Origin of the sequence: Pseudomonas sp. NFX5 (assembly GCF_049132125.1) — a bacterium.
GTDB classification, from domain to species: Bacteria; Pseudomonadota; Gammaproteobacteria; order Pseudomonadales; family Pseudomonadaceae; genus Aquipseudomonas; species Aquipseudomonas marginalis.
In genome coordinates this window covers 20,848-38,956 of the sequence record NZ_JAFMZG010000029.1, presented here as the reverse complement: position 1 = coordinate 38,956, position 18,109 = coordinate 20,848, and the positions used below count along the sequence as shown (strand labels likewise).

The following is an 18,109-nucleotide window of genomic DNA, read 5'->3' as shown; positions in this document are numbered from 1 at the left end:
CATAAATCCCCGTTAGAGTTCCGAATCCCAGACCACCGTGACCTGGCCTGAATAGGTGGTGCCGCCACGGCTGAGCATCTGGTCGGCGTAATCTTTCTTGACTTCGAAATGCAAGGTACCGGGCCGGCGATTGACGTAGAAACCAGGCTTGAACAGCTCGGTGCCGGCACCGCTGAGCAGCAGCGGCTGGCGGTTCACGGCGGCGCCGTCCTCACGGGTCAGGCCGTAGGGCAGGCTGACGCTGACATCCACCGGCACTTGGTGGCCGTCGCTGGTGTTTTTCAACGCGCAGGTGTCACCGATGACCCACTCGCAGGCCATCTGCATCTTGAAACGCGACGATGCGGACATGTTGAAGGTCTGGTCACGGAACAGGCGCGCCGGTTTGCGGCCCTGATTCAGCCAGGCTTGCCAGCCGCCTTTAGGGACCAGTTCAATACGGTTTGCACCGGGAGGAACTTCGACCTTGAGTTCATGCAGCACAGACAGGGTGAAGTTCAGGGTCAGCGTAGGACTGCTGGGCATCATCATGTTGCCCAGGTCAAAGTCCTGTCCGGGCCCCACGGTATATTGATGACTGCCGGTGTACTCCCCTGAAGACATGCCTAAAGGGTTAGGCGTGCTGAGTTCGTAGGCAAATTCCAGATGGCTGAAACGCATCGTGGGGATATCGAACCTGGCCTGCTTGGCACATAGCGAACCAACGGGGGCTCCCCAGAAAAATGCAAACGACACGCCCCAATAGGCGCTCACCCCGGTACCTCGGCAAGGACTCGGCGCGTACACCCAATTAGAACCGGTCCACAAGCGTTCATGCGCCTGCAAAGGAGTAACGCCGCCCCCCACCAGGTTGACCAGATTCGGTACCGAATACGTCGAACCGATCCCCAGGATCCGGACCCTGACCGTTTCCACTTCCTGGGTCTGTCGATGGATAACCGTCAGGTCCTGCCACTCCGTCGGGAGTTTAAACATTGCTCCTTGCCGGGGATCCGTATGAAACGCAGGAATCGTCCCAATGGATTCAGACGAAATACCAGCCCTGAGGCTGAATAGATTCAGGGCGGCACATTGAGCGGGATAAACCACGCAGTAACCCGTGTTCGGGGTTTTATTCTCGAACTTGTTCAAATGCGGATTTGCAGGGTCCGGCCGAAACTCAGCCTGGATGTTCATGTGTACCGCCATTGCGGGCATTGCCAGCAACGCCAATAGCGTACAGGCGGCAACGCTGGAGCAACGTCCTATCCGTTTCCACACCTTCATGTCTTTACTCCAACACTACGTAACTGACGGCGCTTCATACTTGCGAATCCCAGACCACCGTGACCTGGCCCGAGTAGGTGCTGCCTCCCCGTTCGAGCATCTGTTCGGCGTAGTCTTTCCTGACCTCGAAGTGCAAGGTGCCGGGCCGTCGGTTGACATAGAAACCCGGTTGAAACAACTCGGTACCGGCACCGCTCAGCAGCAACGGCTGGCGATTCACCGGCGCACCGTCCCCGTGGCTCAAGCCATGGGGCAGGCTGACGCTGACATCCACCGGCACTGCGTGGCCGTCGGTGGCGTTTCTCAAGGCGCAGGTATCGCCCATCGTTCGCTCGCAGCCCAACTGCATCTTGAAGCGCGACGAGGCGGAGATATTGAAAGTCTGGTCACGGAACAGCCGCGCGGGTTTGCGGCCCTGGTTCAGCCAGGGCTGCCAGCCGCCCTGGGGCACCAGTTCAATGCGATTGCCCCCCGGCGGTACTTCGACCTTGAGGTCGTGCTCCACGCTCAAGGTGAAGTTGAACGTGAGGGCGTTCTTGGAGGGCATCATGACGTCGCCGAAATCGTAATCGCCGCCAGGGCCCATGGTGTAGGTGATGCTGCCGGTGTATTGCCCGCTGGACATGCCCAAGGGGTTGGGCGTGCGCAGTTCGTAGGCATACTCCATGGTGTTGACGTTCATCCTGAGCAGGTCCTGTGACGGTTTCCGGCTGCAAGGGCCGGCCCCTTCAGGCGTCAGCCAGAAGTACGAAGCGGACGCGGTACCCGCTGCAAGATGGCTGGTGCTTTGGCAAGGGGAAGGAGCGTACCGCCACTGTGTTGACCAGGCGATCCCTGGCTGCCCCCATGCCGAAACGCCTGGAGGCCGGGGGACAGACCAATACCCGCCGATGCCAGCGATCCGGACTTGAACGATCTCTGTTTCCTGGGTGGTGGCATGGGTCACGACCAAGTCACGCCAAGCGGACGGCACCTTGACCATGAAGCCCTGACGCTCCTCCTCATGATTGGCAATGATCGGTGCGACGCTGTTAATCCTGAGGGTAGTGTCCCGCAGGCTGAAAATACCCAACGCCTTGCAACGCGCCGGAATATGCGCGGCGCAGATCGAGCTGATCGGCGTGGTGTTTTCGAATTTGTTCACCATGGGGTTGGACGGGTCGGGGCGAAACCGCGCGGTGATGTTCTCGTCGGCCGTTGCGCCAGCGGAACACAGCAGGACGGCCATGCCCAGGGCGAAACGGCGAGGCGGGCGGGCCCTGGGGTTTTTCATAACGTTGTTTAGTCTCGTCATCATGCTCAACCGGCAATCTGTTCGGCGGTGGTGGAGTCGGCCAACGTATCCGGCGTGCAACGCAAGTCACCGATCATCAGCACGCTGTTTTCGCTGCGGGCCTTGGAGGGGTCGAGCCGGAACTGGCAGAGCAACTGGTTGTTACGGCGCACTTCGAGGGTGGGTGAACTGGCGTTCATTTCCAGCGAGAAGAAGCCGTCAACCTCGCTCACCCCACGGGTGGCGTGATTGATCACGTGCAAGCCCTTGAGCGGTTTGCCCTGGGGATCCACCAGGCGACCGAGAACGGTCACGGTTTGCATCACACTGATCTTGCGATACTCCACGCCCCCCTTGTTCAAGTGGTAGCGCGTGCGCGGCGGCTGGATCGTGGCCGAGGGTGCATGGTTGCCTTCGAAGTCGAAGCTCACCGAGCTGCCCTTGTAGGCGGTGATCGGGATGAAGTTGCGGCCGGGGCGCAGGGCCGTGCTGCCGCCGCTCAGGTCGTCGGCGCGCAGGGCGATGTCATCGACGTCGGTCTCCACGTCCACGATCAGGCCGGAACCGGTGCCGTGGTATTGGCTGGTGAGCACCATCTTCTGCTGGCCCAGGGCGAAGGTGCTGTCCAGGTTGAGGCCGCCGGACAACTCGTTGTTGAACGACGAGCGCTGGGCATAGCCATCACCACTGACAAACTCGTTTTCGAAACTGGCCATGCCGGACAAACCGACGCCGTAGGTGTCGGTGGTTGCCGTGGCGGACACGCTTTGCAGCATGTGGTCCTGCAGGTCCTTGCGGTAGGTCAGCGAGGCATTGTTGTCGCGGGTCCCGTCGCGGGAAGTCCGCGTGCCGATACTGGCGGACCATTGCTCGCCCGGCGCGCCAAGGGCCAGGCTGACGCTCAGGTCAATCCCGCGGTTGCGCCGGTCGCCCGTGCTGGCGCTGGCGGGCCGGTCGAACACTGACAGCCGCCAATTGGCGTCGTTGCCGAACAGGTGGGTGCGTTCGGTCCAGCCCAGGTCCAGGCCGACGCCTTCGTTATTGCCCTCGCTGTAGAACAGCCGGCCATTGATCGAACGCAGGTTGCTCAGGCGATGGTTGACCGAAATCGACGAACTGCTGGTCTGGCCGACAAAGATGTCGCGCTGGCGAATACGCGTGCCATCGGGCAGGTTTTCGTAGGTGTTGCGGGTGTCGAGCCAGCTGCGGGTGTGGTTGAACACCACGCTGCCCATGCCGTAGTTGTATAAGCCGTTGAGGTCGAGACCGGTGCCGTACTTTTCCGACCAGTACACGTTGGCGTACAGGCTGGCCTGGTCGGCCAGGGTCCAGTCGATCGAGGAGCCGTACTGCATGTTGTCCTTGACCTGGCGCCCGGATACACCCAGCACCACACGGGGATGCGCCAGGTAATTGAGGGAGACGCCGGCAGTCGGACTGCCGCTGCTTTGTTCGTCGAAGTTACTCAGCAGTTTGCTTTCCTGGCCGGCGAACAGGTTGTAGCGCCAACGCTCGTCGTGGTTGCGCCAGTTGTTGGGCTTGTACACCAGCTCCTGGGTGGTGCTGGTGATCTGGCCGTCTTCCACCAGGCGCACTTCCACTTCATAGATGCCGCCGGGCAGTGGTCGGGTGTCCAGGCTGTGCAGGCCGCTGCCGACCGGCTGGGTGTTGATCAGCAGGCCATTGCGGTAAATCTCCACCGATGCCTGGCGGCTGGCGGTGACATAGATCGGGTAGACCGCCGGTTTGGAGTTGTTGATCACCAGGCTGTCGGAACTGCCGTACATCATACCGACCGCGGTGTCCGGGCTGGCGCCGAAGGTGCGCAGCTGGCGGGTCAGGCCTTCGGCGTTGGGGGTGAAGTAGCCCAGGCGCAGGAAGTTGCCCTGCAACTCGCGCTGGGTATAAAGCGCATACACCGCGTGGTTGAGGTCGTCGTCATCGGGACCGCCGAGGCGCGAGAACTGCATGTTCAGGGTCTGGCTCCACAGGCCCAGGCTGCTGCTGGCGTCGATGCCGAAGCGCCCGCCCAGGTCCTGGCCTTCGCCGCCGCTGAGGTTCAATTGGTTGCGTACGATCAGGCCGGTGCTGCCACCGGTGGGCAGGAAATAGTACCGCTGCGCCTGCTCATCACGCTCGGCGTTCTCGGTCAGCAGCGACACCGTGGAATTTTCCAGGTTGTAGTGCACGGCCATGAGCCCGTCCGGGCAGTTGCTGGCGCAGGCACCCAGGGCCACACCCTGTTTCAGGTAATCGGCCCACTGGTCGCGCTCTTCGTCCTTGATCACGCTGCCGTCGTGGTCGGTAAAGTCGAGCAGGGTCATGCGGTCATCACGGGTCAGGACAATCATCGCTTCGGAGACAAACTCCTGATCCAACTCAACCCTGACCGCCAGCGGCACGTCGAAAAAGTGCTCTTCAAAGTCCGCCGGCAGTCCCTTGGCCTGGGACAGCAAACTACGGGGGGTTGTACCGTCGGCGGTACCTGCCGCCAACGCGCCCGCACAAAACAACAGGGCGAGCGCTGCCGCGATGGGAGTCATCGGGAACATGAACGGAATACTCTGAATTCGGACGTCAAAACAGGGAGACCGATCGACCGACAAACGCTGCCTGCCGACCGGTACCGCTACCCAACAATAAGCCGCGGCTTATTGAGTCAACGGGCTTGGCGTTACGGAGTAACGCGTGGCTCGTGGTCGAACACGATGGTGTAGTTGGTGGTGAAGAGGCCGGAAATGCCATCCGCCGGCTTGGCTGCGGCCACGACCAGATCCGCCTGGGTACCTGGGGTGGAACTGGCGTCGTCGACCACTTCCAGCGGCGAACCGGTCAGCACCACACCGTTGAAGGTGTTCGTCAGTGCGATCGACGAAGTGCCGTTGGTCAACGAAGCAGGACCGCCTTCGATGTAGGCCTTGATCGAGCCATCCGTGTTCTTCACATCGTAGGTAGCGCGCAGCGAACTCAGTTCACCGCTGACGGTGTTGTAGGCCATGGTTTCATCACGACCGAAGTTGGGATCACGCGGCTGGACATGAAACTGCTTGGTAGGAATGGTGGCCTTGATGTTGATGACGCTGGTAGCTTCGCCGGCAGCGAACACGCTGGAAGAGCCAATAGCCAGAGCGATCAGTGGCAGCACGAAAGCGGTCTTTTTAAGCATTTTAAGTACCTGTAGTGACATCAGTCTTTAGTTGAGAAACGGTTTCTCGCGCCGCAAGCAATCGCGTAATGCGTGTCTTGCGACGCCGGTAAATACTCCCTCGAAAACCCATTCAACGATGCCAGCACATTCGTTTAACCGCGTAATTAATCACGACTGGGCAATACAGAAAAAAACAATATTATTCAATACGTTGAATATTAACTGTCATCTATGTATTACCTTTTCAAGCACTCGATACTACTTAGTTTATTCATTTATCTGTAGGACATTAACTACACGCACCGCAGACTCTAACTATTCAAGCGTTTCGCCTAAAGACGTACTTAATAAGTTTATTCCCCATTCATGAAATCGCCATTTAACGGTCAAATAAAGGATGGTAGCGCCGGAACGGATTGTGGGTCGTGACGCTCCTTCAGAAGCAGCTCTCGCCTGCCGGCACCGCTCGTCAGAAGATTTTGCATCGCTCATAAGATATATCTTAAGTTGTATCGAAATCAGACAAGAGAACATCACCATGAGAGACCCTCATCACCACCGAGACCACGGTGAGCGCCACGATGGCTTTGAAAAGCGCGCCGGCCGCGAACGCGGTGGGCGTGGCCCGCGTGTCTTCGCACCGGGTGACCTGAAACTGCTGCTGCCGGCGCTGATTGCCGAGCAGCCGTGCCACGGCTATGACTTGATCCGCCGCATCGAAACCCTGTTCGACGGCGCCTACAGCCCCAGCCCCGGGGTGATCTACCCCACGCTGACCTTCCTGGAAGAAAGCGAATTGATCGCCGGCGACGCCGAAGGTGGAAAAAAACGCTACACAATCACCGAGGCCGGTCGTCTCTTCCTAAGCGAACAGGCAGTGGCTCTCGACGGCATTCGCCTGCGCATGGACGTGAGCAAACGCTCGCTGCGCGGCCATGACCGCCCAGCGGAAATCCACGAGGCCGTGCATAACCTGCGCCATGCCTTGCATTCGCACCACGGGCGCTGGAGCCCGGAAGAAATCGTTCGTGTCGCGGCGCTGCTCAACGGCGCCGCCCAAGCCATTGCCGACGGGACAGCTCAATGAATACGCAAGCCATCCACCGCGTGACCCACGAAATCAAACGGCGCCGCCTCGAAGTCGTGCGGGTAGTCGACCTCACCCCGCGCATGCGCCGCATCACCCTGGGCGGCCCGGAACTGGCGGGCTTTATCAGCCTGGGCAGTGACGATCACATCAAGCTGCTGTTCCCGCAGAACGCTGCCGAACAAGCGGCGCTGGAAAGCCCGACCTTCAACATCAAGGGCGACGGCCCGCAACCGGCGATGCGCGACTACACGCCACGGCGCTTCGACCTGGACATCGGCGAGCTGGACATCGACTTCGTGCTGCACGGCGACGGCCCCGCCTCCACCTGGGCAGAACAGGCCACGGTCGGCCAGCACCTGTACATCGGCGGGCCACGGGGCTCGATGATCGTGCCGGATATGTTCGACAGCTATTTGCTGATCGGCGATGAGACGGCGATCCCGGCCATTGCTCGGCGCCTGGAAGAATTGCCGGCCGGGCGCAAGGTGCTGGCGGTGATCGAAATCGCCAATGCGGCGGAACGGCAGGCACTGGCAAGTGCTGCCGATGTGGAGGTGAAATGGGTCGTGCGCGGCCAGGACGACCTGCTCGACACCGTGCAGAAACTGACGCTGCCGAGCGGTTCGTTGTACAGCTTTGTCGCCACCGAAACCAGGCTGTCGCGCCAGGTACGCCGGGTGCTGCTGGACACCCACAAGGTCAATGAGGCGTTCCTCAAGGCGGTGGGTTACTGGCGTGCGGAAGGCAGCGAAGAGGAGTAAGCCTCAACAAGGACACCGCTGCCGCTGACAACCCCAGCGGCAGGCGCGTATCGAACGACGAGGCAGTACCTTTGCAGGTGATGGTGATCGGCGTGGTGATCCCACCGTCCGGGCATGAATAGGTGAGCCGGCGGTTGCTGCGGTGGATCGTGTCGGCGGATCGGTACCTATTGCTCTTTGGTGCACATTGCCGAATGTTGATATCGATCGGGTTGTTATGTTGATCGTGCAGGTTAAATTCGGGGTGATTTCAAGGTCCTGTCCAGGCCGACCGCCGCCAGGGCAACCAGCACGAACCCCAGCAGGATCCCCCCGGCATTCACAAACACATGTGGATAACCCAGGGTGCCGACATCGATGAACGGGTACTGGTACTGCCCGAGCAAATCCCCACGCAGCAGCACATAGCCGAAGTACACCAACGGGTAGATGACCCACAGGCCAATGTGCTTGAGGCGCAACTGGCCCTTGGGCACGCAGCGCCACCAGTACAGCACGAACAGCAGCGGCATCACGTCGTGCAGCAGCTCATCAGCGATCCATTGAAAACCTTCGGGCTGCCACAGATGCCGCAGCAACAGGCTGTAGGCCAGGCCCACCACCACGATGCTGACGGCGATGCCGCTGCTGACACCGGGGGTGAGGAAAAACCGCCTGGCTGCAGAATCGCGCTTCACCCACGCATAGCTCAGCACCACCGCTGCCAGGGTATTGGTCAGCACCGTGAAGAAACTGAAGAAGTTGATCAGCCCGCCGAGCAGGCTGGCGCCGGACTCCCAGCGCGAATAGAAAATCAGGTATTGCTGAATCGCCAGGCCCACCCAACCGGTCAGCGCCGCTGCCGCCACATACCGCTTCATGAGGTCAATCCAGCGGGCGTTTGGTGCGCATCAGCTTGACGTACAAGCCTTCGACCTTCTCCCGCGCCCATGGGGTCTTGCGCAGGAAGGTCAGGCTCGACTTGATGCTCGGGTCGCTCTTGAAGCAACGGATATCAATGCGTTCGGCCAGGCCTGCCCATTCGTAGTGTTCCACCAGGGTGGTGAGGACGTGTTGCAGGGTCACGCCGTGGAGGGGGTCGTTGTTTGTCGCGGTCATGCCGGGCCTATGAAAAAGTGCTCACGAAGGCGCACACCTTATCACTCCGCCCTGGCAGGTAAAAAAAGTTCCCGCTTCCGGCAAAAAAAGAGATGTTATATTGTAACTATACATCCCAAATCTTTTCGTCGTTTTGCCAAGGAATGTCCGATGTCCCTCTCCTCCCTGTGGCGCTTGTCGCCGCTCGCCGCCGCCCTGTTGATCAGCTCGGAAGCCCACGCCCTGGAACTGCAACCCCAAGTCATCACCGGCAACCCGCTGGGCAGCGAGCAACTCGCCTCGCCGACCACCGTGCTGGAGGGCGATGAGCTGACCCTGCAACAAAAAGGCAGCCTCGGCGAAACCCTGAACAAGCAGCCTGGCGTGTCGTCTTCGTACTTTGGCCCGGGCGCCAGCCGGCCGATCATCCGTGGCCAGGACGGCGACCGCATTCGTATCCTGCGCAATGGCGTGGGGGCGTTGGATGCCTCGTCACTGTCCTACGACCATGCGGTACCGCTGGACCCGGTGAATGTCGAACGCATTGAAATCGTACGCGGCCCGGCAGCGCTGTTGTATGGCGGCAGCGCCATCGGTGGCGTGGTCAACACCTTCGACAACCGCATCCCCACCGAAGCCATCGAGGGCATCCACGGTGCCGGTGAACTGCGTTACGGCGGCGCCGACACCACGCGCAGCAGTGCGGGCAAGCTGGAAGCCGGCAATGGCACCTTCGCCTTGCACCTGGATGCCAACGCGCGGGAATTCAACGACCTGAAAATCCCCGGCCAGGCCCGCAGCCGCCACGCCCCGGACAGCGATGACGCACCCGGCAGGAGCGGCCGCCTGGGCAACAGCGACGGGCGCCAGGACGGCGGCGCGGTAGGCGGCTCCTACACCTGGGACGACGGTTACGCCGGGCTGTCCTACAGCAACTACGACAGCAACTACGGCTCCCCGGCCGAGCAGGATGTGCGCATCCGCATGCAGCAGGATCACTACGGGTTCGCGTCCGAAATCCGCAACCTGCAAGGCCCGTTTACCTCGGTCAAGGTCGACGCCGGCTACACCGACTACGAGCACCGCGAAATCGAAGGCGGCGAAACCGGTACGGTCTTCAAGAACAAGGGCTACGAAGCCCGCGTCGAAGCCCGTCACCAGCCGCTCGGCCCATTCGACGGCGTGGTCGGTGCGCAGGTGACGCGCAACGAGTTCTCGGCCTTGGGCGAAGAAGCCTTCGTGCCGCAGACCGATACCAACGCCGGCGCGCTGTTTATCCTCGAAGAAATGCAAGCCACCGACCGCCTGAAACTCAGCCTCGGCGGGCGCCTGGAACACACCCGCGTCGACCCCGACGCCAAGGGCAACGAACGCTTCGCCGGCGCCGACAGGAGCAACCACTTCACCGCCGGCAGCCTGTCGTCGGGCGCGGTGTATACCCTCACGCCGATCTGGTCCGTGGCCGCGACCCTGGGCTACACCGAGCGCGCACCGACCTTCTACGAGCTGTACGCCAACGGTGCCCACGTCGCCACCGGCACCTATGAGTTGGGCGACGCCAACCTGAAGAAAGAGAAAGCCGTGTCCAGCGACCTGGCCCTGCGCTTTGACACCGGCACCCACAAGGGCAGCTTCGGCGTGTTCTACAGCCACTTCTCCAATTACATCGGTTTGCTGGGCACCGGTCGTACGCTGAACGACGAAGGCGAAGAAGACGCTGGCGGCATCCCCGAGTACGAATACTCCGGTGTGCGCGCACGTTTCGCCGGCTTCGAGGCCCAGGATCACTGGAAGCTCGGCGAAGGCGCCTACGGCAAGTTCGCGCTGGAGCTGTCAGGCGACTACACCCGCGCCACCAACCTGGACACCGGCGAAGCCTTGCCACGCATCGCGCCGCTGCGCTTGAACAGCGGCCTGCTGTGGGAACTGGACCGCTGGCAGGCGCGCATCGACGTCGAGCACGCGGCCGGGCAAGGGCGTGTGCCGGATAACGAGAGCGGTACCGATGGCTACACCACCCTGGGCGCGAGCGCGGGCTATCGCTTCAACGTCGGCGGCAGCCAATGGCTGGCGTTTGTGAACGGTGAAAACCTGACCAACCAGACCGTGCGTTATGCCAGCTCGATCCTGCGTGATATCGCGCCGGCACCAGGGCGCAGCGTGCAATTGGGCATCCGCACCACCTTCTAAATACACTGAAATGCCCCTGTGGGAGGAGGCTTACCCCCTCCCACCGTTATTGGGCAGCGACGATCTGTCACTGTTACCAAATCTGAAATGATGCATCTTGCGATTCGTGCTTTCTCTTGGTGCGCCAGCGCTTTATCCTTGTCGGCAATAACCTGAAACGTTTCACTCCCCCGGCCGACCCCACTTTGCTGATTATTCCTACCCGCCAAGACAGCGCTGTCTTACGCCGACCTGCGCACGGGAATAAATCTCCCACCTGTGGATAAGTCCGTTATCCACAGAAAAACGTAATTAACGCTGAACCAAGCCCGTGTCGAATCGTCATCTACAGTGAAGAAACACGGGGATACATAATTCCAACGTAACGGAGAAACACAACTATGAGCACTGACGGTGCTTCACGTCCGAGCCGCCTGCTGCCGAGGCTGCTAGGCGTCTTGCTGCTGATCATGGGCCTGGCCTTGCTGGCCGGCGGCGTCAAGCTGAGCCTGCTCGGCGGATCGCTGTACTACCTGCTGGCCGGTATCGGCATCACCCTGACCGGCCTGCTGCTGCTGGCCACCCGCCGCGCCGCGCTGGGCCTGTACGCGCTGGTGCTGTTCGCCAGCACCGTATGGGCCCTGTGGGAAGTCGGCCTGGATTGGTGGCAGCTGGTACCGCGCCTGGCGCTGCTGTTCGCCCTGGGCATCGTCATGCTGCTCCCGTGGTTTCGCCGTCCGTTGCTGCGCGGCCAACCTGCCCCGCTGGGCACTGGCGCGCTGAGCGTGGCCGTGGTGCTGGCCGGTGCAACCGCCCTGGCCAGCCAATTCACCAACCCCGGTGAAATGGTCAAGACCGGCCAACTGGACCGCGACGCGGTACCGGGCATGGCCAGCGCTGCACCGTCCCAGGCCGATGGCGACTGGAACTCCTACGGCCGCTCGGCCTACGGTGATCGTTACTCGCCGTTGGCGCAGATCACTCCGGAAAACGCGCACAAGCTGGTACCGGCGTGGACCTATCGCACCGGCGACATCCCCGGCCCGAACGATCCAGGCGAAACCACCGCGGAAAACACCCCGCTGAAAGTCAACGGCATGCTCTACGTGTGCACGCCCCACAGCCAGGTGATTGCGCTGGACCCGGACACCGGCAAGGAAATCTGGCGCTTCGATCCGAAGATCAGCAGCCAGGGTGCCGAGAACTTCAAGGGTTGGGCGCACATGACCTGCCGTGGCGTGTCGTATCACGATGACGCCGCCTACGCTTCCGAGCAGAGCCCGACCGGCAGCGCCAGCCCGGCCGCCGCGCCGAATGCCTGCCCGAAACGCATCTTCGTGCCGACCGCCGACACCCGCCTGATCGCCCTGAACGCCGACACCGGCAAGATGTGCGAAGACTTCGGTGACAAAGGCCAGGTCGACCTGCGTGCCAACATCGGCAGCTTCGCCCCAGGCGGTTACTACTCCACTTCGCCACCGGCCGTGACCAAAAACCTGGTGGTGATCGGTGGCCACGTCACCGATAACGTCTCCACCGACGAGCCCAGCGGCGTGATCCGCGCGTTCGACGTGCACACCGGCAAGCTGGTGTGGAACTGGGACAGCGGCAACCCGGACGACACCACCCCGTTGGCCGAAGGCAAGACCTACACCCGCAACTCGCCGAACATGTGGTCCATGTTCGCCGTGGATGAAAAACTCGGCATGCTCTACCTGCCGATGGGCAACCAGATGCCCGACCAGTACGGCGGCGACCGTACCGACGATTCCGAGAAATACGCTGCGGGCCTGACTGCCCTGGACATCGACAGCGGCCACGTGAAGTGGACCTTCCAGTTCACTCACCATGACCTGTGGGACATGGACGTCGGCGGCCAGCCGTCGCTGATCGACATCAAGACCGAAGCCGGCGTGAAGCAAGCGGTGATGGCGTCGACCAAGCAAGGCAGCATCTACGTGCTGGACCGCGCCACCGGCCAGCCGGTGGTGCCGATCCACGAAGTGGCCGTGCCCCAGGGCGCTGTCGCGGGCGACCGTACTTCCCCGACCCAGCCGAAGTCCGAGCTGAACTTCATGCCACCGCCCCTCAAGGAGCGTGACATGTGGGGCGTGACGCCGTTCGACCAGATGCTGTGCCGCATCGATTTCAAATCCATGCGCTACGACGGTCCGTTCACCCCGCCATCGCTGCAAGGTTCGATCGTTTACCCAGGTAACTTCGGCGTGTTCGACTGGGGTGGCATTTCCGTCGACCCGGTACGCCAGATCGCCTTCGTGAACCCGAGCTACATGGCGTTCAAATCCAAGCTGATCCCGGCGGCCGATATCGCCAAGCAAGGCCCTCGTGTCAGCGAAACCCAGGGCGTGCAGCCGAACAAAGGCGCGCCGTACGGCGTGATCCTCGAAGCACTGCTGTCGCCCCTGGGCCTGCCGTGCCAGGCACCGGCGTGGGGTTACGTGGCCGCGGTCGACCTGACCACCCACCAGACTATCTGGATGCACAAGAACGGTACCGTGCGTGACAGCTCGCCGGTCCCGGTTCCCCTGACCATGGGCGTACCGAGCCTGGGCGGCACCTTCACCACCGCCGGTGGCGTGTCGTTCCTCAGCGGTACCCTCGACCAGTACCTGCGGGCCTATGACGTGAAAAACGGCAAGCAGTTGTGGGAAGGCCGCCTGCCCGCCGGCGCGCAAACCACCCCGATGACCTACACCGGCAAGGACGGCAAGCAGTACGTGCTGGTCATGGCGGGTGGTCATGGATCCCTGGGGACCAAGCAGGGTGACTACGTGATGGCGTTCAAACTGCCGGATTAAGCTTTATCGGCGGCAAAACCAAGGCGGCTCCCCTCACAGGTAGCCGCCTTTTTCATGGGGGGAGCAGGATTCACTGTGGGAGGGGGCTGGCCGGGATCAGTGTTCGATCACTTCGCCACGCATTGCCGCCAGGCGCGCGATCAAGCGATTCTGCACCGGTACTGCGATCCCTTCGCTGTCCATCGCCTTGATCAAATCCTCCACCAATGCGTTGAAGTCACTGCGGCTGAGGTTCTGGCCCTTGTGGCTCTCGGCCATGCTGTCGCCGGTGTAGGTGCACGGCCCACCCGCTTCCACGCAGAACTGTTCGATCAACTTGTTACGCAGGCGCTGGATATCGATGCGCCGGAAGCGCTCGACAATGCGTTCATCGCGGGCAATGTTGAGCAGCATGCCTTCGACGATGCGGGTAATGCCGGGCATGGCGCCAAGGTCGCGATACAGGCTGTCGTCCCTGGGCGGTTGCTGGGCACAGGCGCTGAGCAACAACGCCAGGCATACGGGTAACAGGCGCATCAGAAACTCCCCTGCACAGACAAGTAGGTGCCGTTCTGGTTATCCAGCGTGGCGATCTCCCCGAGGCGCGCGTAGGCCAACACGAAGGACACGTGCTTGTTGGGGAAGTAGCCAATGAACAGGTCCGCCCAGTCGCTTTCACCGGCAAACGAAAGATTGTCGGGCTTCTCGCGATACTCCACGCCCACCGCCCAGCGCGGGTTGAGCAGCAGCGCCACGGAGCCTTCCTTGAGCAGGCTGCGGCTGTCACGACGATCACCGCCAAAACCGAGCAGGCCGGTTTCATTGGCTCGGCTGTAGCGCAGGCTGGCGTTGACCAGCACGTTGTAGCCAAACGCCGCGCCCATGAACAGGCGGCTGGCAGCCAGGTAGCCTTCGACATCACTGTCACGCCTGGCACCGACCAGGCTGGGAATATCAAAATGGGTGTGGTGCTTGTATTCCAGGCCCAGCGCGACCTGGGGCAAGCGGTCGTAGATCACATCGCCGAACAGCCGCACCTTGAGCCCGAGCACGTCCTGGCCGAGCGTGTCCTCGGGCAGGTTGAGCCTGTGCACCAGCGTGCCGAGGTCGAAGCGCTGGCGGGCGAAAGACAGCTCGACCCGGTTGTCATAGGCCAGCGCCAGCCCCGCCACATCAAGGCGATAGTCCGGCAGGTCGACCGTTGTCGCGAACGCCGTGGCGCCCCATTCGTGCTGCTCGCCATAGCCGGCCAGCACCGCCCACGGCGTGATACCGCCGCCCGCCGTGCCCTCGATACTGCTGGCACCGCCCGTAGCGATCAGGCGACCGTTATCGGCCAGGGTCGTTTGCACGGTCAGGGCGGCCAGGCAGCCGATCAAGAGAGAACGTCGCACGTCAGCCATTCAATGCACCAGGGAAGTCTGCACGCCGAGGGGCAACGCCACCCAGGCTTCGAAAGCGTCGGCACTCAAGGGCCGACTGATCAGGTAACCCTGGGCCGTATCGCACTGCCAGCGCTCCAGCAGGCGCAGGCTGTGGACGTACTCGACGCCCTCGGCGACGACCTTGAGGCCCAGGTTATGGCTCATCTCGATGGTGGAGCGCACGATCACCGCGTCTTCACTGGTTTCATCGAGGTTACGCACGAAGGATTGGTCGATCTTCAACTCCTGTACCGGCAGGCGCTTGAGGTGCGCCAGCGACGAGTAACCCGTGCCGAAGTCATCCACCGACAGGCTGATGCCGCAGTCGCGCAGCAGGTGCAGGACCTTGAGGGCTTTTTCCGGCTCGCGCATCACCGCGCTCTCGGTGATCTCGAACACCAGTTGTTCTGCGGGCAAGCCATAACGCCGCAGCAACGCCGAGACCTGGTGCGCCAGTTCATCGCCAAGCAAGTCGTCCGCCGAGATATTCAGCGACAGCTGCAGATACAGCCCACGCCGGTTCCACTCGCACAACTGGCGAATGCCCTCCTCGATCACCCATTGGGTCAGCAAGCGGATACTGCCGGAGCGCTCGGCCAGGGGAATGAATTCTGCCGGCGAGACCATCCCGAACTGCGGATGCTGCCAGCGCAACAACGCTTCGGCCTGGCGCACATGGCCTTGGCGAATGTCCAGCTTAGGCTGGTAATGCAGCAGCAGTTGGCCTTGGCCGGGCGCGTGGCGCAGGTCGCGGATCAAGGTAATTTGCCGACGGTGCGCCAAGTCGCGACCGTGTTCATAGACATGCAGACGGCCGGGCATTTGCGTGGCGTCTTTCATGGCGATCGCCGCGCGCTCAAGCAAGGTGTGGGCACTGTCGCCATCGGCCGGGAAGGCGGCGATGCCCAGGCGGCAGTCCAGCGCCAGGTCATGGCCGTTGATACGCTGGGGCCGCAGCAACAGTTGTTGCAGCTTGTCGGCCAGGCCTACCGCCTCCTCACTGCCCGCCCCTTCGAGCAGCAGCAGGAATTCATCGGCGATCAGGTGCGCCAGGGTATCGCCGGCGCGCAAGGTGGCTTGCAGGCGATTGCTCACGTTGAGCAGCAATTGGTCCACGGCCTCCGGCCCGGCGGTTTCGCTGGCGGCGCGCAGGTTATCGATGCCCAGGTAGATCAACGCCATCGGTCGTTGCAGGGCAATCGCACTGCCCAGGCGCTCCATGGCCAGCGCACGGTTCGGCAGGCCAGTGAGGCGATCGTGCAGGGCGTTATGTGCCAGCTGTCGCTCGCGCTCGGCGATGCCGCTTTGCATGGCGTTGACCGCGTAAGCCAGACGGCCCAGCTCATCGCTGCGCTTGAGCACCACCGGCGTCTGGTAGTCGCCCTGGCCGATGCGTTCGGCCGCCAGCGCCAGCGCCTGGACCGGCCGCGACACGGTGCGGGCCAGCAGCAAGGCACCGAGCAACGAGGCCATCAGCGCCACCAGCGCAATGCCGAGGATCTTTTCATCCAACGGAATAAAGGCCTGCATCGCCGCATCCAGCGGGCTCTGCAGCAGGGCCAGGACCTTGCCGTTCTCATCGCTGGCCAACACCAGTGATTGGCTGAGGAAACGGCGCTCGACGTGGTCGGTGGTGGACACGCCACGGCGCGGCGAGTCGCCCTGCATCAGTTCGATAACGCTGCCATGCAGTGCTTGGGGCTGGGTGCTGACCAATTCGCCGGGGTGGCCATGATCGATCGCCAGGAACGACACTTCCAGGTTACTCAACGAGCGCAACTCTTCGGCAAATGCGCCGTCCATGCTGAAGCCCGTCACCACCCGCGCAATCGGCAGAGGCGCCAGCACCGAGGCTTCCACCAGCAGGTGCGGCTTGCCTTGCAACGGCACCATCAGCGTGGCCTGGCGATTGCGCCGGGCTTCGCGCAGTGCCTGGTCGTAGCGGAACGTCGAGCCTTCGGGCACTTCGTCGAGGGTGCTGGCCAGGACTTTGCCGTCCATGCCGAGCAGGATCATGTCGCTGGCGTTGATGCGCTTGCCATGGTTCAGCAGCACCGAGCGCATCGTCGCCGAATCGCCACTGGCCACTGCGTCGCGAAAACCGAAATCGGCGGCGAGCAGCTGCACACCATCGGCCAGGCGCCGGCCACGTACATCCAGCAAGCGTTCAAACACCCGCGAACCGACGTCCAACTGGGCCATGGCCTGGCCGCGCACCGCCGAACTGGTCACGGCCTTGACGCTGAAATACACCGCGCCGATGACCACCAGTGACAGCAGGATCAGCACGCAGGCGACCCGCGCCTGGAAGCTATTGCGCAGTTTCACGGGCAGCTCGATTGAAGGCATCGCCAAAGGCGGTAGGCGTCGGCGGAAGGTCTTCCGAAACCGGCTCCAGGCTCAGGACCACACGGTGGCTCAGGCCCGCAGCGGGCACGTGCAGGGTGCCGCCATCCACGGGCTGCATATCCGCCAGTTGCGGATGCCACAGGGTGGCGTGGTAATCACCGGGCGGCAGTTGTTCCAGGCGCACCCGGCCCTGGGCATCGCTGACGCCGAAGCGGGGGTCGTCGGTGACGTAGATGTAGCCGAGCATCCAGTCATGGATATTACAGCCCAGCACTACCACGCCGGGCTTGTCGAACAACAGCGGCTCGGTGGGCGTGCCTTCGTAGAGGCGCAGTTCGAAACGCTTGGCGGCGGAAAAGGAATAGACCTGGTGGCGAATATTGTCGCTGTTGGGAAAGCGCACCTGGGTACCGGTGTGCACCGCCAGCACATGGGGGGCAAAACGCTGGCCGCGCTGGTCCATGTCAGCCCTGGGTACGCCGGTGGGCACCCCGGCCGGACCTTGCAACGTCACCACCGCATCGGCGACCGGGCGGCCATCGGCCAGATGCATCAACACCTCGAGCGTCGCCGCCGAGGCCGGGAAAGCCACCGCCAGCAACAAGGCAACGCGCGGTAACAGGTTAACAAGTGAGGCCATGGGGGATCCGGGAAAAAGCGGCCAGCCTTGGCAAAAAATAAAACCAATGAACAGTATGATGCCGCAAATAAGGCAAAACGCCATCACTGAACACCCGTGCAGGCATCACCGTTG

General features: G+C 62.2%; 14 protein-coding genes and 1 pseudogene. 4 read left to right on the top strand and 11 right to left on the bottom strand.

Annotated elements, in window-relative coordinates:
• Positions 1–12 precede the first annotated feature (12 nt).
• The 4 genes from J1N02_RS19165 to J1N02_RS19150 form a co-directional block, all read right to left on the bottom strand.
• Positions 13–975, bottom strand: coding sequence for a hypothetical protein (locus J1N02_RS19165; protein WP_223841662.1), 963 nt, complete (start codon positions 973–975; stop codon positions 13–15).
• A 325-nt stretch (positions 976–1,300) separates the two neighbouring features.
• On the bottom strand, positions 1,301–2,539 hold the full coding sequence (locus J1N02_RS19160; protein ID WP_421147585.1) for a hypothetical protein: 1,239 nt from the start codon (positions 2,537–2,539) through the stop codon (positions 1,301–1,303).
• A gap of 26 nt (positions 2,540–2,565) precedes the next feature.
• Positions 2,566–5,091, bottom strand: a complete 2,526-nt coding sequence (locus J1N02_RS19155) for a CS1-pili formation C-terminal domain-containing protein (RefSeq protein WP_421147584.1) — start codon at positions 5,089–5,091, stop codon at positions 2,566–2,568.
• 122 nt (positions 5,092–5,213) lie between these two features.
• The gene (locus J1N02_RS19150; protein ID WP_027604636.1) at positions 5,214–5,705 is read right to left on the bottom strand and encodes a CS1 type fimbrial major subunit; all 492 of its coding nucleotides are present in this window, start codon (positions 5,703–5,705) and stop codon (positions 5,214–5,216) included.
• Positions 5,706–6,225: 520 nt separating this feature from the next.
• Here J1N02_RS19150 and J1N02_RS19145 point away from each other — a divergent pair.
• Together J1N02_RS19145 and J1N02_RS19140 are read left to right on the top strand one after the other, a co-directional pair.
• Positions 6,226–6,774 (top strand): PadR family transcriptional regulator, encoded by a 549-nt coding sequence (locus J1N02_RS19145; RefSeq protein ID WP_027604637.1) that lies wholly within the window; start codon positions 6,226–6,228, stop codon positions 6,772–6,774.
• Positions 6,771–7,538: a siderophore-interacting protein gene (locus J1N02_RS19140; protein WP_092356270.1), complete on the top strand. Its 768-nt coding sequence runs from the start codon at positions 6,771–6,773 to the stop codon at positions 7,536–7,538. The genes J1N02_RS19145 and J1N02_RS19140 overlap by 4 nt, the downstream gene beginning before the upstream one ends.
• A 40-nt stretch (positions 7,539–7,578) precedes the next feature.
• Here the strand turns inward: J1N02_RS19140 and J1N02_RS19135 are convergent.
• From J1N02_RS19135 to J1N02_RS19125, 3 genes and pseudogenes are all read right to left on the bottom strand, one after another.
• Positions 7,579–7,772 (bottom strand): annotated as a pseudogene (locus J1N02_RS19135) (fimbrial protein); the annotation flags it as partial.
• A complete protein-coding gene (locus tag J1N02_RS19130; RefSeq protein WP_027604639.1) occupies positions 7,772–8,398 on the bottom strand; it encodes a Pr6Pr family membrane protein in 627 nt (208 codons plus the stop codon). The gene J1N02_RS19130 and the pseudogene J1N02_RS19135, both read right to left, overlap by 1 nt.
• 4 nt (positions 8,399–8,402) lie before the next feature.
• Positions 8,403–8,636 carry a VF530 family DNA-binding protein gene (locus J1N02_RS19125; RefSeq protein WP_027604640.1) on the bottom strand — a complete coding sequence of 78 codons (234 nt, stop codon included), beginning with the start codon at positions 8,634–8,636 and terminating at the stop codon, positions 8,403–8,405.
• A gap of 150 nt (positions 8,637–8,786) precedes the next feature.
• Here J1N02_RS19125 and J1N02_RS19120 point away from each other — a divergent pair, with 150 nt between their 5' ends.
• Both J1N02_RS19120 and J1N02_RS19115 read left to right on the top strand, forming a co-directional pair.
• Entirely contained in the window at positions 8,787–10,805 is a 2,019-nt protein-coding gene (locus J1N02_RS19120) for a TonB-dependent receptor (RefSeq protein ID WP_421147583.1), read from the top strand.
• A gap of 380 nt (positions 10,806–11,185) precedes the next feature.
• Positions 11,186–13,603 carry a glucose/quinate/shikimate family membrane-bound PQQ-dependent dehydrogenase gene (locus tag J1N02_RS19115; protein WP_092356264.1) on the top strand — a complete coding sequence of 806 codons (2,418 nt, stop codon included), beginning with the start codon at positions 11,186–11,188 and terminating at the stop codon, positions 13,601–13,603.
• Between the two features lie 96 nt (positions 13,604–13,699).
• On the opposite strand, the gene J1N02_RS19110 is transcribed toward J1N02_RS19115, so the two are convergent.
• Genes J1N02_RS19110 through J1N02_RS19095 form a run of 4 tightly spaced genes read right to left on the bottom strand, consistent with a single transcriptional unit; the run spans position 13,700 to position 17,995 of the window.
• The gene (locus tag J1N02_RS19110; RefSeq protein WP_098480321.1) at positions 13,700–14,119 is read right to left on the bottom strand and encodes a group I truncated hemoglobin; all 420 of its coding nucleotides are present in this window, start codon (positions 14,117–14,119) and stop codon (positions 13,700–13,702) included.
• On the bottom strand, positions 14,119–14,985 hold the full coding sequence (locus J1N02_RS19105) for a DUF3034 family protein (protein ID WP_405126177.1): 867 nt from the start codon (positions 14,983–14,985) through the stop codon (positions 14,119–14,121). The genes J1N02_RS19110 and J1N02_RS19105 overlap by 1 nt, the downstream gene beginning before the upstream one ends.
• Positions 14,986–17,334 carry a putative bifunctional diguanylate cyclase/phosphodiesterase gene (locus J1N02_RS19100; RefSeq protein ID WP_098480322.1) on the bottom strand — a complete coding sequence of 783 codons (2,349 nt, stop codon included), beginning with the start codon at positions 17,332–17,334 and terminating at the stop codon, positions 14,986–14,988. It lies immediately after the preceding gene.
• Complete coding sequence (locus J1N02_RS19095) at positions 17,318–17,995, bottom strand: methylamine utilization protein (RefSeq protein WP_098480323.1); 678 nt, start codon at positions 17,993–17,995, stop codon at positions 17,318–17,320. Before J1N02_RS19095 ends, J1N02_RS19100 begins: the two co-directional genes overlap by 17 nt.
• Positions 17,996–18,109 lie beyond the last annotated feature (114 nt).